This is a genomic window from Vibrio minamisatsumaniensis (assembly GCF_050337445.1).
Taxonomy (GTDB): Bacteria; Pseudomonadota; Gammaproteobacteria; order Enterobacterales; family Vibrionaceae; genus Vibrio; species Vibrio artabrorum.
In genome coordinates this window covers 12957-26426 of the sequence record NZ_JAKJSY010000013.1, presented here as the reverse complement: position 1 = coordinate 26426, position 13470 = coordinate 12957, and the positions used below count along the sequence as shown (strand labels likewise).

The window sequence follows — 13470 nt, the reverse complement described above, 5'->3', positions numbered from 1 at the left end:
AAAAGTGTCGCTATTGTCTGTATTGATAATAAAAAAGTCACAGATGGTCTGTGACTTTCTTGTTTCTGACGGTTGCCTAGTGAAGCTAACACTGCTCAAACTCGCCCAACACGGAATCTGTTAAACAACCTTAATCCCATCTAAGTGACTCTTACTTTGCTGCCTTGCGGTGCTAAAAAAAGCTTGTAGGTAACGTTTGTCTTTTTCTGAATTTCTGACTGCTGCAAATAGGCGTCTTGATAGCCCTTTGCCCAATGGTTTGCTGGCGATCAACCCTTGCCTTGAAAACTCACTGATCGCCCAGTTGGGTAGTGCAGCGACCCCTAAGCCTGCCGATACCATTTGTACCAACATTAACGTGTTGTCTGCCTGTTTCCATTTTTTAGGGTCGACGCCTGCGGGTTGTAAAAAGTGCTTCACAACATCGAGACGCTGCTTTTGAACAGGGTAGGAGAGCATGGTGATATCACTCAGGTCTTGCGGCTCAATGATCTGCTTTTCCGCTAAAGGTGAGTTAATAGCAGTAATCAAGCGCATTTCAAAATCGAACAGCGGTTCGTAGTGCACCTCAGAACGCGGCTGGATATCAGAGGTAATCACCAAATCTAATTCGCCAGCCATTAACGCAGGTAGGGGCTCAAAGCCAAAGCCTGATGAAAAGTCAAGGGTGACGGTTGGCCATGCCACTTGGTACTCTTTCAGGGCAGGCATCAACCATTGAAAACACGAGTGACACTCGATCGCCATGTGCAACCGACCATTCACATCCTCCTTTAGGCTCGCGAGCTCGTTTTCTGCTTTCGCGACTTTGGGTTGTATCTCATCTGCCAGCTTAAGCAATATCTCCCCTTCAGAGGTGAATTTTACGGGCCTAGTTTTACGGAGGAAAAGCTGGCCGCCAATACGTGCTTCAAGATCTTTCAATTGATGAGAAAGTGCCGACTGAGTCAGATGGAGAGAAGTTGCCGTCGCTGTTAGCGAGCCGCTGTCTCTCAAGGTGGTTAATGTTCGAAGGTGTTTAAGCTCTATCATGAGTATTCCTCATATTCCCTAAGCCAATTCAATATTTCTTAATAATCACCCTACGGGGTTTTTGAGCTTTTGTAAACGTCTAGATGTCCAGATGGATTTTTATTTTTTATCTTAAGATTATTCAAAATGAAAATTATTAATAAACAAGATGAATATTTGGACGTTGTTGATCGTTCAGATTAGGTAGATAGTTTAGCCATCCAGACGCCTTCTTTGAAAAGATTTAATCGGATAGGCCGTCTGACTGGATATTAAAATTATTGAATAAGGAACAGGTTTATGACGACAACAACGCATATTTTAGGTTACCCACGTATCGGCGAAAAACGTGAACTTAAATTCACACTAGAGAAGTACTGGCGCGGCGAAATTGGTCAATCGGCGTTAAAGCAACTCGGCAGTGAACTGAGAAATCGTAACTGGAAGGTACAAGCTGACGCAAATCTAAGCTTTGCAACAGCGGGTGACTTCGCATGGTACGACCATGTTCTAACAACGACTCTGCTTCTCGGTCATGTGCCGAAACGTCATGCTGGTGGATCAGAAGATGAAAAAGCCTTCCCAGATTTAGATACTTTATTTCGAGTTGGGCGTGGACAATCTCAAACACAATCCACCTGTTGTGGTGGTAAACACGGCGCTGAAAGCGCTAAAGATGGTGCAGCGGCTTCCGACATGACTAAGTGGTTCAACACTAACTACCACTACATTGTTCCTGAGTTCAGTAAAGACGACACCTTTGAAGTGAGTTGGCCACAACTGTTTGACGAAGTGAGTGAAGCGATTGCAGCGGGGCATAACGTAAAACCTGTCCTTCTTGGTCCACTGTCTTACTTATACCTAGGTAAAGAAGTGGAAGCGGGCTTTGATCGTTTATCTTTGCTTCCGCGTCTTCTCACCGCTTATCAAGCGATTTTAGCAAAACTTACTAAGTTGGGTGTTGAGTGGGTGCAAATCGATGAACCTATCCTTTCTCTTGAGCTTGAAAGCCAGTGGGTCGATTCATTCAAACTGGCGTATCAAGTGATTCAAGGCGATGTAAAACTATTGCTTACCACTTACTTTGATTCGGTGACCGATACGTTAGACCAGATCATAAAGCTGCCAGTGAATGGCGTACACATTGATTTGGCTGCGGCACCACAACAACTTGATGAAGTGGTGAATAAACTACCTGAAGGTTGGGTGCTATCGGCGGGGGTAATCAATGGACGCAATGTTTGGCGAGCTGATTTAGCGGCGTTACTCGAGAAACTGCAGCCAGTCAAAGAGAAGCTGGGAGACAAATTGTGGATCGCGAGTTCATGTTCGTTGCTGCATAGCCCGGTTGACCTTGAACTCGAAGATACACTCAGCGAAGAAGTGAAGAGTTGGTTTGCTTTTGCCAAACAGAAAGTCACTGAGGTGAGCTTATTGGGGGCCGCGTTGGATGGCGATCAAAATGCCATTTTGGCGTGTGAGACTTACAGCCAACCGATTGTTGCACGCAAGAGCGCCACACATGTGAACAAGCCACAAGTGCAAGCTCGAATCAATACCATAACTAAAGCATTAGCTGAGCGCAGTGCTCCATACGCAGAACGTGCCGCGCATCAGTCTGAAGTACTCGGCTTACCGTTGTTACCAACCACAACCATTGGTTCGTTTCCACAAACAGGGGAGATCCGTGTTCAACGCAGTGCTTACCGTACTGGCAAACTGAGTGAAGCGGAATACAACACGGCATTGAAAGGCCACATAGCCGATGCGGTTAAGCGCCAAGAAGCGTTAGATTTGGATGTACTTGTACACGGCGAAGCGGAACGCAATGACATGGTGGAGTACTTTGCAGAAAACTTAGCCGGCTTCCAAACCACTCAATTTGGTTGGGTGCAGAGTTATGGTTCACGCTGCGTAAAACCGGCGATTGTGGTCGCAGATATCGAACGTGAAAAACCGATCACGGTGGAGTGGTCGACGTATGCTCAGTCATTAACAGCTAAGCAGATGAAAGGGATGCTGACTGGGCCTGTGACTATCTTGTGCTGGACATTCCCACGTGAAGATATCTCTCGCAAAGAGATCACCAACCAACTGGCGTTTGCGCTGCGTGATGAGGTGTCTGATCTACAAGATGCAGGGATCAACATTATTCAAATTGATGAACCTGCCATTCGTGAAGGCTTGCCGCTGAAAAAGCGTGACCATGCAGAATACTTAGAGTGGGCGGTCGATGCCTTTAAAATTTCAGCCGCGAGCGCTAAGCCAGAAACGCAAATTCATACCCATATGTGTTACAGCGAGTTTAATGAGATCATTGATTCTGTGGCTGCGTTAGATGCCGATGTGATTACCATTGAAACTTCTCGCTCGAATATGGAATTGCTCAAAGCGTTTGAAGCGTTTAATTATCCGAATGCGATTGGACCTGGTGTTTATGATATTCACTCACCAAACATTCCATCAGAAGAGTGGATCATCGACTTGCTTAAGAAAGCGGCTGAGAAAATTCCGGTGGAACGCTTATGGGCAAACCCTGATTGCGGCCTTAAAACCCGGAATTGGGCAGAAACAGAAGCCGCACTTGCTAATTTAGTTGCAGCCACTAAAGCGCTACGTAAAGAGTGGACCGTCGCAGAAGCTTGATACTAATCGTAGTCAATAACGGGTCATCCTAGCTTGTTAAAAACCTCGATAACTTCGTTAGAATGTAACGCCCTAAAAACAAAGGCCTCGCGATGCGGGGCCTTTGGGATTGATGCTTGTTCGAATCTCGAATCTAGCTGCTCTGACACGTCTCTTTAGTGATCAGCTTGTCAACCATCAACTGTCCTCGAGTGTTACGAATCTTGATGTTGTAAGCCAGTCCCATGTCTAGGTGTGATCTTACTTCAGAGTTAGTGCAATAGCTGTTCACACTCATCTCTACAACTTGGTTTAAAGGTTTCGCCCCTTTGGCATCTTGGTTGTAGATCATCATAAGTTCGATAACGGTGCTTTTGGCTAGCACGCGCATGATCGACAATGGACCATACTCGATCGGCAAGCCGGCAGAGAGAACCCCCGCTCGGTTTTGTGCCATCATTTCCAGCTGTCTTTGCTGCTCACGCTCCGCTGAAGCACAGCCAGAGAGTAGCGCAACAGCGACTGAGACAATAATCCATTTTTTCACGTTAAAACACTTTCTTGAATGGTTTGACGATGACGTTTTGGTAGACACCCGCATCAACGTATGGGTCTGCATCAGCCCATGTTTGCGCGTCTTCTATCGAATTGAACTCAGCAATCACAGTCGAGCCAGTGAACCCCATTTCACCTGGATTATCGGAATCGATAGCAGGCATAGGGCCGGCTGTGAGAAGTCGGCCTTCATCGTGAAGTGTTTGCAGGCGTTCTAAATGTTGTGGGCGAACACTTTGGCGCTTTGCTAATGAGTTTTCGACGTCTTGAGAAAAAATTACGTACCACATGTTGAGATATCCTTATTTTACTTCACTGAATGACAGCGATTAAATTTGCTATCTGGTTAATTTACGCGAACTAATGGCTATTGGAAGAGGGAATAAGAAGAAATTGTGAAATGAGGTGGGAGAGGAGCAAGGTCTTCAGCTTTTTTTAATGAAAATGACTAAAGACCTTAGAATGCGCTAGCGCGATGAGACACACTATTTTTTGATTGGACGAGGCTTACCACTTTCATCGACAGCGACATAGTTGAATGTCGCACCGCACACCTTGTAACGATCGCCGATGCCGTGGTCAAGTACAGGTTTAACCCATACTTCTAAGTCAATATTCATCGAACTACGACCAATCTTAGTACAGTCACCATAAACACACACAACGTCACCCACTAACACTGGCTGCTTGAACTCGATACTCGATACTGAAACCGTGACAATCTTGCCGTTAGAGATCTCTTTCGCCAGTATACCACCCGCCAGATCCAGTTGAGACATTATCCAACCGCCGAATATTTGGCCTGCTGCATTGGTATCAGAGGGCATCGCTAAAGTGCGAAGAAGTAAAGAACCAATCGGGTTTAAAGTTGATTGAATAGTCATTGTTGTACTCTTAATGGTATTGATTGTTTTCAATTAAAAATAGAGGTGTTTATCAGACTTGCAGCGGTCTTGCCTTTCATGTCTTCTGCGAACAAAAATAAATCACGGGCCAATGAACATGAGCATCATTGGCCAAATAGCCGGTTGATAATGTTGCTAGCAATCGGCTATTTTTCTTTAGTATTTTGATCTGAGAGCGCTTGTTGCTCGTTTTGGTGCTGATCTTGATCTTTGGGCTGAAACTGATCTTTAGGTACATGCTTATAGATATAAGCTCCCGTCAGCAAAGTGAAAACAAAGGTCGCGATCAGCAAGCCGAAGACTTTGAAATTCACCCAAACATCGAGAGGAAGGTTGAAAGCAACGTAAATATTGAGGAGTGCACAAACAGCAAAAAATAGGGTCCATGCCCAGTTAATTTTGCTCCACACGACGTCGGGCAGTGTAATCTCTTTGCCCAACATCCTTTTAATCGCTGATTTACCCATAAGATGGCTGACTGTCAGGCCGATAGAAAACAGTGCGTAAACGATGGTGACTTTCCATTTTATGAAGTTATCGTCATGCAGGGAAATGGTCATGCCGCCAAACACCGCGACCACTAGGAAAGTGATCACCTGAATTTTTTCTACTTTTCTATAAATTAAGTACATCAAAACAATTTGTACTGCGGATGCGATGATCAAAGCACCGGTTGCGGTATAGATGTCGTACATCTTATAAAGCGCAAAGAAAATAATGAGAGGTATGAAATCAAGAATTTGTTTCATGTGGCACTGAATATCCAGTTAGTTGAGTTGCAGACAGTCTAACCAAATTTGTCTCGATGCAAAATAGCCCGAGACAATTGGGTGCCAATTAATTACATCTAACCGCTTTATCGTGTCGGAACGTGTTATCGCATTGATGTGGTTTGATAACGAGGTATCAGCTTCTTGATATCTTCAAGGTAACCTTCGCTCTTCAAATTGTCTAAGGTGTTTTCAGGCTCTTGCTCACTCATCGCGAAACACGTCGATTTGCCGGTTGTAAGGTCAAGATACTCGTGATATTCACGCTCAGTGAAGTGGCCAATTCTGTCCATTAACAGGGTTTTGATTCCATGGTGAATTAAGCCGTAATACGTATGTCTTTGTAAGGTCATAGCCTATCCTCCGTGACAAGCTGCAGTGATATCGGTGCAACCTGCTTAAGATTGGTTGGGTTACCTATGACAAAGCAATTCGAATGCCATTTTCTCCAACGGAACAGAACAAATTCCCGACCAAATAAAATTGAATTTCTTTTCATATAGTTAAAGGAAGGTAGGTTCTATTCTCTGACAATCAATACGTAACAGAGATAAAATAGTTTCATTTTGAGAATAGTGAATTTCTCATTCTGACGATCGACTGTACATTGATGATAAGACAATCTCTAATTACGTCACGTTTGATATCTTTGGCGCGGATTGGTCTATAGATGAATGCCTAACCAGTGGCAATACCAAAAATAAAAAATCCGCGAGGGCGGTCAAGCTCTCGGATTTTTCATTCATGGTTGGTGGTGCCAATTTAAGCCACCACCCACTTAGCGTTTAATTATTACGCTTGCTGTTTTTGCAGTTCAGCTTCTTTCACATCGTCTTTGATTAGAGAATCAACGATCACTGCACACGCTGCATCACCCGTGATATTCAGAGCCGTACGGATCATATCGAAAATACGGTCTAGAGCGAATAGAAGAGGTAGACCTTCGATTGGAATACCGGCTGCAAGTAGTACCGCAACAACTAAGAATGAAGGACCAGGAACACCGGCTTGGCCAACCGCACCCAATGTAGAGGTTATGATGATAGCAACGTAAGCACCCAACGATAGGTCGATGTTGAACAGTTGTGCGAAGAAGACAGCAACCAGACCGTAGTAAATTGCGTTACCACTCATGTTGATTGTTGCACCAAGTGGTAGAACAAATGAAGCCGTAGATTTTCTTACACCAAGCTCGTTTTCAACGGTGTCCATTGTTACTGGCAGCGTCGCCATTGAAGAAGCTGTTGATAGGGCAACCGCTTGAGGTTTCTTCATTGCAACAAGGAACTTTTTCGCAGAAGTCTTAGTGAAGATTTGAATCATCAGTGGGTAAGCCACAAAGCCGAAGATCGCAATCGCAGCGATGTAGACAACGAACAGTTTGAACACAACCATAAGCGCGCCAAAACCGAATGTACCCACAGCTTCTGCCATTAGGCCGAACACGCCAAGTGGAGCGATGATCATAACTTTGTTAATCATCCAAACCATAGCGTCAACAATCGTGTTTACACCATTGATGATTGGATCACGTTTTTCTTTCGCTTGTTTAGAAATTGCGATACCAAAGAATAAGCAGAAAACGAGAATTTGTAGAATGTTTGCTTCATTCAATGATTGAAAAACGTTGGTAGGGATCATGCCTGTGATGGTTGCCCAGAACGTTGGAAGTTCACCTTTCGCAGCGTATTCAGAAGAGAACATGCCTTGAACACCCGTTACATCGATACCATGACCCGGTTCGAACACTTCACCCATGACTAGCGCTAGTGCGACAGCAAGCGCAGACGTCAGTGCAAAGTAACCCAGTGTTGCGATCCCCACTTTACCGGCTGATGAGCTATTGCCTAGACCTGCGGCACCTGAAATTAGCGCAACCGCCACAAGCGGAATGACCAGCATCTTGATCAAGTTGATAAAGATAGCCCCCAGAGGAGCGAACATTGTTGCGTTGTGGCCCATCATCGCACCAACTGCGGTACCGATGATCATAGCAATCACGACTTGAATGCCGATGTTGCTTAGTAAATTCTTTTCTTTTAACACTTCCATAACCTCCGTGCTACTAAATATAAAAATCCCAGAATTACTCACCAACGTATGATTTCGCATTGGATAAATATTTCGCGAAGAGTTTTACACGTATCCTTTACATTTATCAATATCAGCGAATGTGAAATATCATTAAAAGTCGATAATCCGAAATGAGCCGGTGTTTTATTGCTCAGAGCAAACGTTTGCTTGTGGGTTTGCCATTATGATTTATAAATTGAAACTATGTTTTGATGAGGTGTTATTGGCGTGCCGTGGGTTTGTGTGAAGTGCTGTTTAGATCAAGTCTGTAACAATTGATAGGGGGAGCGTATGTTTAAAGAAAAACTCCCACAGTGTAAATCGTCGCACGAGTGGGAGCTTATTGCTTATTGCTTATTTCTGCGTTGCGGCTTTCATTGGCGTCACAAATTCAGCCAATGCTTTAAGCATCGCGCCTGGTTGTTCAACGTGGTTTTCAATGATTTTCACAACTGCTGAGCCAGAGATAGCCCCGGCAGCGCCAGCTTCGATTGCTTCTTTTACTTGCTCTGGAGCAGAGATACCGAATCCAAGCAGTGCTGGTGGCGCATCGAACTGGTTTAAGCGGTCAAGCAGCGCCGTTACGGGCATGTTTGCCTTGGTTTCGGCACCCGTTACGCCAGCACGAGAAAGTAGGTAGGTGTAGCCACCACCGAGCTCAGACACCGATTGAAGCGTCTCATCACTTGCTGTTGGTGGAGCAATAAATATTGGGTGAACGCCAAACTTGTTAGCTGCAGCAACAAACTCGCCGCTCTCGTTGGTGGGTACATCCGCAATCAATACTGAATCGATACCTGCATTAGCACAACGCTGGTAGAAATTCTCGATACCACGCGCATAGACCAAGTTTGCGTACATCAGTAAGCCGATTGGCAGTTCTGGGTATTTAGCGCGAATTTGACCAATAAGATCGAAGCACACATCGGGTGTGACTTTTGACTCTAACGCACGAATGTTTGCGCCTTGGATTGTTGGGCCATCAGCCAGTGGATCAGAGAATGGAATACCAAGCTCTAGCGCATCAGCACCAGCTTCAACTAAGGTTTCCATAATCTTAAGTGATTGCTCTGGGTTAGGATCGCCAACCGTTACGAATGGTACGAATGCGCCTTGATTCTTTTCCGCTAAGCGAGTGAAGAGTGATTGATAGCGATCCATTATAATTCTCCTTTCTCTTTAAGAATGTCATGTACTGAGAAAATGTCTTTGTCACCACGGCCAGATAGGTTAACCACCAATAGCTGCTCTTTCTCTGGATCAGCGTGGGCCATTTTAACGGCATGAGCCACTGCATGGGACGACTCTAGCGCAGCAATAATACCTTCTTTACGTGCAATCAATTGGAACGCTTCCAGTGCTTCGTCATCGGTTACGTTGTCGTATTCAGCGCGGCCAATGGCATTTAGGTGAGCGTGTTGCGGACCAACGGATGGGAAATCAAGCCCTGCGGAGACCGAGTAAGATTCTTCTACTTGGCCATTTTCATCTTGCATCAGTGGTGCTTTCATACCAAAGAAAATGCCTGTTTTACCATGCTTAAGTGGCGCACCGTGTTGGTCGGTATCGATACCTTTACCAGCAGGCTCTACGCCGATTAGACGAACGGACTCTTCTTCAATGAAATCAGCGAACATACCGATAGCATTTGAACCACCACCGACACAAGCGATAACCGCATCTGGAAGGCGACCTTCACGCGCTAGGATCTGGTTTTTGGTTTCTTCACCAATCATGCGCTGGAAATCTCGAACGATCGTTGGGAATGGGTGAGGGCCAGCCGCAGTACCCAGTAGGTAGTGCGCTTTTTCGTAAGTTGCAGACCAGTCACGTAGCGCTTCGTTACATGCGTCTTTTAGCGTTGAAGAGCCAGAATGAACAGGGATAACCTCTGCGCCCATGAGTTTCATGCGGAACACGTTCGGGCTTTGACGTTCAACGTCTTTTGCACCCATGTAAACACGACACTTAAGGCCGAGTAGAGCACAAGCTAGAGCGGTTGCAACGCCGTGCTGACCCGCGCCAGTCTCAGCAATGATTTCATTTTTGCCCATACGTTTAGCAAGCAGCGCTTGACCGAGTACTTGGTTTGTCTTGTGAGCACCGCCGTGAAGGAGATCTTCACGTTTTAGGTACAGTTTCGTTTTTGTACCTTTAGTCAGATTGCGAGTGAGCGTTAGTGCCGTTGGTCGCCCCGCGTACTCTTGCAGGAGAGTCATGAATTCGCTGCGGAACTCAGGATCGGCTTGTGCATCAATAAACGCTTGTTCTAGTTGGTCTAGTGCTGGTACTAGGATCTGCGGTACGTATTGACCACCGTATTCACCAAAGTAGGCATCAAGTTTAGCCATTGTGTTATTCCTTCAATTTTATTGATGTGCATTTACACCAAGTCATTTAATCTGGTTTGAGCTTCGCAAAAGGCAAAGCCCACAAATCGTTTTCTAGTCATTAGGCTCGTAATGTATAAAAGCTTAGTAATTACGAATCGCGGCAAAAGCGCGTTGCAGCTTGTCTGCATCTTTTTTACCTGGCGCAGATTCAACGCCAGAGTTGAGGTCTAACCCTAAGCAGCCCAATTTAGCCGCTTGGTTCGCATTGTCTGGGTTTAGACCACCCGCCAACATGATTGCACTTTGATTGTTGATGAGGCTCCAGTCGAATGCTTGGCCTGTACCACCCGTTTGAGCTCCCACTTTAGTATCTAACAGGTGGCGAGTCACGTTGCTTTCCAGTAATTCTGGCAGCGAGCCTTCAGCATCAGCATCAACACCGTAAGCTTTCCAAATCTCAACACATTCAGGTAGTGACTGTTTTAGTTCATCGACAAACGCTTGAGACTCGTCACCGTGCAGTTGCACAGCAAACAGACCGAGCTCAGATACCGTTTTCGTCACGTCTGCTACGCTGTGATTTTGGAACACGCCGACGTAATTTAAGGGTGCGCCGCTCATGGTTAAACGAGCCGCTTCGATATCCACATAACGCTTAGATGCTTCAACGAAAATCAGACCACCGAATACCGCACCAGCTTGATACGCTTTTGCTGCATCGTCTGGGTGGGTTAGGCCACACACCTTGTTCTCGCCCAGCGTGACTTTACGCACCGCAAGTTCAAGGTTCTTCTCCGCCATTAGAGAGCTACCGATTAGGAAGCCATCTGCAAACGTTGAAAGGTCACGAACTTGTTGATGTGTGTAGATGCCAGACTCTGAAATCAGCACTGCGTTTGGAGCCAGTTCACGAATCAGCGGTGCCAGCGCTTTAGTGCGATTTAAATCCGTCGAAAGGTCACGAAGGTTTCGGTTATTAATGCCGATTACTTTTGCATTTAAAGCGACAGCACGGTGAAGTTCTTGCTCGTTGCTGACCTCGGTGAGTATCCCCATGTTGAGTGAGTGAGCAACGTCAGCCAGCGCTTGGTACTCTTCGTCATTCAATACCGATAGCATCAGCAAGATGGCGTCAGCAGAATAGTGACGGGCTAAGTACACTTGGTAGGTATCGACCATGAAGTCTTTACACAGGATAGGCTGCTTAGCAACGCTGCGAACTTTAGGTAAAAACTCAAAGTCACCTTGGAAGTACTTTTCGTCGGTCAGCACTGAAATCGCATTGGCGTGGTTGTTGTACACCGATGCGATGTAGTCCAAATCAAACTCGTCACGGATTAACCCTTTCGACGGAGAGGCCTTTTTACATTCAGTGATGAAAACCGTTTGTTCGCTGCTCAGAGCATCATAAAAGCTGCGGTCTGTCGTGGTTAATGATGCTTTAAACTCGCCCAATGGTTGAGCCTGCTTACGCGCTTCAACCCATTGGTATTTATCTCGAACGATTTTGGCTAATACTTCCGCCATTTCAGTATCTTTGACTGAAACGTGGGTCGACAGTTTATCGGTAGTCTGTGTCATGTTCTTTGTCTCGTCGTTCGTTAGGCGTGTGCAGCAAGCTTTTGTACCAGCTCGTATGCTTTGCCTGAGTTCATTGCATCAATCGCTTGTTGTGCATTGGCTTTTAGATCTTCGTGACCAAATAGGCGCATCAGTAGCGCAACGTTGACCGCGACGGCGCCAACTTGAGCATCACTGCCTTTACCCGTCAGGATATCGGTTGTGATGGCTTTGTTCTCTGCTGGCTCGCCGCCCTTAATCGCTTCAAGAGGGTGGGTGTTTAAACCAAAGTCAGCCGGTGTCACTGTGTATTCGTGAATCTCGCCATCTTTAATTTCAGCAACGATAGTCTCGCCGTGAATCGCCACTTCATCTAGGCCGCTACCGTGAACAACCGCAGCACGCTTGATGCCCATTTGCAGCATGGTTTCTGCGATAGGGCGAACGAGTTCTTTGCTGTAAACCCCCATTAGTTCGATGTTAGGGCGAGCTGGGTTAATCAGTGGGCCAAGAATATTGAAGATAGTGCGCGTTTTCATTGTTTGACGCACCGGCATCGCGTGACGTACACCAACGTGATACTGCGGAGCAAATAGGAAAGCGACGCCAAGCTCATCAACAGCCGCACGTGTATCTTCAGCTGTCATCGCTAGATTGATACCAAACGAATCCAGTAGGTCAGAAGAGCCTGATTTGCTTGATACACTGCGGTTACCGTGCTTGGCGACTTTTAAGCCACACGCTGCGGCAACAAAAGCAGACGTCGTCGAGATATTAATGGTGTTGTGACCGTCGCCGCCGGTACCGACGATGTCTGCGAAATCGTAATCAGGGCGTGGGAACGGGTTTGCATTGGCCAGCAGAGCTTTCGCTGCACCTGCGATCTCATCGGGCGTTTCGCCTTTGATTTTCAGTGCCGTCAGCGCAGAAGCCATCAAGATAGGGTCAAGTTCGCCCTTGATGATCACATCAAACAACTGTTGGCTTTCTTCTTGAGTAAGAGACTGCTGTTCGTAAAGTTTATTAATCTGTTCCATGATCGTTTCCTATATCGTCTTTTTCTCAAGAGCCCATTCGATAGCATTCGCTAGAAGCGTTGCACCGTAGGTCGTCATAATTGATTCAGGGTGGAATTGGAATCCACAAACCTTGTCTTGTTCTTGAACCACAGACATCACCAAACCATCGACTTCAGCGGTCACCGTCAGACTATCGGATACATGCGTGGCAACCAATGAGTGGTAACGAGCAATAGCCAGTGGTGAAGGTAAGCCTTGGTAAGTCGCATGATTTTGGTGTTCCATCATCGACACCTTACCATGAATGATTTCGCCAGCGCCTGCAACGGTGCCGCCGTAGGCTTCAACGATCGCTTGGTGGCCTAAGCAGATACCAATCATTGGTACTTTGCCTTTGAGCCGTTGAATCAGCTCTGGCATGCAGCCCGCATCCGCTGGAGCTCCTGGGCCAGGTGAAAGCAGGGCTACCGGGTTGTCGAGTTCGTTGATCGCGGCTTCCACTACCTTGGCAGAGATGTTGTTACGGTAAATCTTTACACTGTGACCCAATGAGCGGAATTGGTCTACAAGGTTGTAAGTGAACGAGTCGAAGTTATCGATGAATACAATATCAGCCATG

Annotated in this window: 13 protein-coding genes; 1 reads left to right on the top strand and 12 read right to left on the bottom strand. The window is 46.1% G+C overall.

Translation table 11 applies throughout. The features are described from left to right. Positions 1-120: 120 nt before the first annotated feature. Entirely contained in the window at positions 121-1032 is a 912-nt protein-coding gene (locus L4B77_RS03495; RefSeq protein WP_261837553.1) for a LysR substrate-binding domain-containing protein, read from the bottom strand. Positions 1033-1311: 279 nt separating this feature from the next. Between L4B77_RS03495 and metE the strand changes: the two genes are divergently transcribed. Continuing rightward, the gene (gene metE / locus L4B77_RS03490; protein WP_429748514.1) at positions 1312-3657 is read left to right on the top strand and encodes a 5-methyltetrahydropteroyltriglutamate--homocysteine S-methyltransferase; all 2346 of its coding nucleotides are present in this window, start codon (positions 1312-1314) and stop codon (positions 3655-3657) included. A gap of 133 nt (positions 3658-3790) precedes the next feature. Here the strand turns inward: metE and L4B77_RS03485 are convergent, their stop codons facing one another. The 11 genes from L4B77_RS03485 to L4B77_RS03435 all read right to left on the bottom strand — a co-directional run bounded on the left by L4B77_RS03485 (position 3791) and on the right by L4B77_RS03435 (position 13469). Further along, a complete protein-coding gene (locus L4B77_RS03485) occupies positions 3791-4183 on the bottom strand; it encodes a GspS/AspS pilotin family protein (RefSeq protein WP_429748512.1) in 393 nt (130 codons plus the stop codon). 1 nt (position 4184) lies between these two features. After that, complete coding sequence (locus tag L4B77_RS03480; RefSeq protein WP_429748510.1) at positions 4185-4481, bottom strand: YciI family protein; 297 nt, start codon at positions 4479-4481, stop codon at positions 4185-4187. A 195-nt stretch (positions 4482-4676) separates the two neighbouring features. Next, positions 4677-5075, bottom strand: coding sequence for an acyl-CoA thioester hydrolase YciA (yciA, locus tag L4B77_RS03475; RefSeq protein WP_261837549.1), 399 nt, complete (start codon positions 5073-5075; stop codon positions 4677-4679). Between the two features lie 167 nt (positions 5076-5242). Then, positions 5243-5845 (bottom strand): septation protein A, encoded by a 603-nt coding sequence (locus L4B77_RS03470; protein WP_429748508.1) that lies wholly within the window; start codon positions 5843-5845, stop codon positions 5243-5245. Between the two features lie 125 nt (positions 5846-5970). Next, positions 5971-6219 (bottom strand): hypothetical protein, encoded by a 249-nt coding sequence (locus L4B77_RS03465; RefSeq protein ID WP_429748506.1) that lies wholly within the window; start codon positions 6217-6219, stop codon positions 5971-5973. A 439-nt stretch (positions 6220-6658) separates the two neighbouring features. Beyond that, entirely contained in the window at positions 6659-7918 is a 1260-nt protein-coding gene (locus L4B77_RS03460) for a dicarboxylate/amino acid:cation symporter (RefSeq protein ID WP_261837547.1), read from the bottom strand. A gap of 375 nt (positions 7919-8293) precedes the next feature. After that, complete coding sequence (gene trpA / locus L4B77_RS03455; RefSeq protein ID WP_429748504.1) at positions 8294-9100, bottom strand: tryptophan synthase subunit alpha; 807 nt, start codon at positions 9098-9100, stop codon at positions 8294-8296. Continuing rightward, the gene (gene trpB, locus L4B77_RS03450; RefSeq protein ID WP_372040058.1) at positions 9100-10290 is read right to left on the bottom strand and encodes a tryptophan synthase subunit beta; all 1191 of its coding nucleotides are present in this window, start codon (positions 10288-10290) and stop codon (positions 9100-9102) included. The genes trpA and trpB overlap by 1 nt, the downstream gene beginning before the upstream one ends. Positions 10291-10413: 123 nt before the next feature. After that, a complete protein-coding gene (trpCF, locus tag L4B77_RS03445; RefSeq protein WP_372040057.1) occupies positions 10414-11853 on the bottom strand; it encodes a bifunctional indole-3-glycerol-phosphate synthase TrpC/phosphoribosylanthranilate isomerase TrpF in 1440 nt (479 codons plus the stop codon). A 20-nt stretch (positions 11854-11873) separates the two neighbouring features. Continuing rightward, positions 11874-12869, bottom strand: a complete 996-nt coding sequence (trpD, locus tag L4B77_RS03440; protein ID WP_261837543.1) for an anthranilate phosphoribosyltransferase — start codon at positions 12867-12869, stop codon at positions 11874-11876. A 9-nt stretch (positions 12870-12878) separates the two neighbouring features. Further along, positions 12879-13469 carry an aminodeoxychorismate/anthranilate synthase component II gene (locus tag L4B77_RS03435; RefSeq protein ID WP_429748500.1) on the bottom strand — a complete coding sequence of 197 codons (591 nt, stop codon included), beginning with the start codon at positions 13467-13469 and terminating at the stop codon, positions 12879-12881. Between the last annotated feature and the right edge of the window lies 1 nt (position 13470).

What these genes read in the sequence shown, in the direction of transcription:
- L4B77_RS03495 (WP_261837553.1), bottom strand. Translation starts at nt 1,032, where the DNA reads ATGATAGAGCTTAAACACCTTCGAACATTAACCACCTTGAGAGACAGC.
- metE (WP_429748514.1), top strand. Translation starts at nt 1,312, where the DNA reads ATGACGACAACAACGCATATTTTAGGTTACCCACGTATCGGCGAAAAA.
- L4B77_RS03480 (WP_429748510.1), bottom strand. Translation starts at nt 4,481, where the DNA reads ATGTGGTACGTAATTTTTTCTCAAGACGTCGAAAACTCATTAGCAAAG.
- yciA (WP_261837549.1), bottom strand. Translation starts at nt 5,075, where the DNA reads ATGACTATTCAATCAACTTTAAACCCGATTGGTTCTTTACTTCTTCGC.
- L4B77_RS03470 (WP_429748508.1), bottom strand. Translation starts at nt 5,845, where the DNA reads ATGAAACAAATTCTTGATTTCATACCTCTCATTATTTTCTTTGCGCTT.
- L4B77_RS03465 (WP_429748506.1), bottom strand. Translation starts at nt 6,219, where the DNA reads ATGACCTTACAAAGACATACGTATTACGGCTTAATTCACCATGGAATC.
- L4B77_RS03460 (WP_261837547.1), bottom strand. Translation starts at nt 7,918, where the DNA reads ATGGAAGTGTTAAAAGAAAAGAATTTACTAAGCAACATCGGCATTCAA.
- trpA (WP_429748504.1), bottom strand. Translation starts at nt 9,100, where the DNA reads ATGGATCGCTATCAATCACTCTTCACTCGCTTAGCGGAAAAGAATCAA.
- trpB (WP_372040058.1), bottom strand. Translation starts at nt 10,290, where the DNA reads ATGGCTAAACTTGATGCCTACTTTGGTGAATACGGTGGTCAATACGTA.
- trpCF (WP_372040057.1), bottom strand. Translation starts at nt 11,853, where the DNA reads ATGACACAGACTACCGATAAACTGTCGACCCACGTTTCAGTCAAAGAT.
- trpD (WP_261837543.1), bottom strand. Translation starts at nt 12,869, where the DNA reads ATGGAACAGATTAATAAACTTTACGAACAGCAGTCTCTTACTCAAGAA.
- L4B77_RS03435 (WP_429748500.1), bottom strand. Translation starts at nt 13,469, where the DNA reads ATGGCTGATATTGTATTCATCGATAACTTCGACTCGTTCACTTACAAC.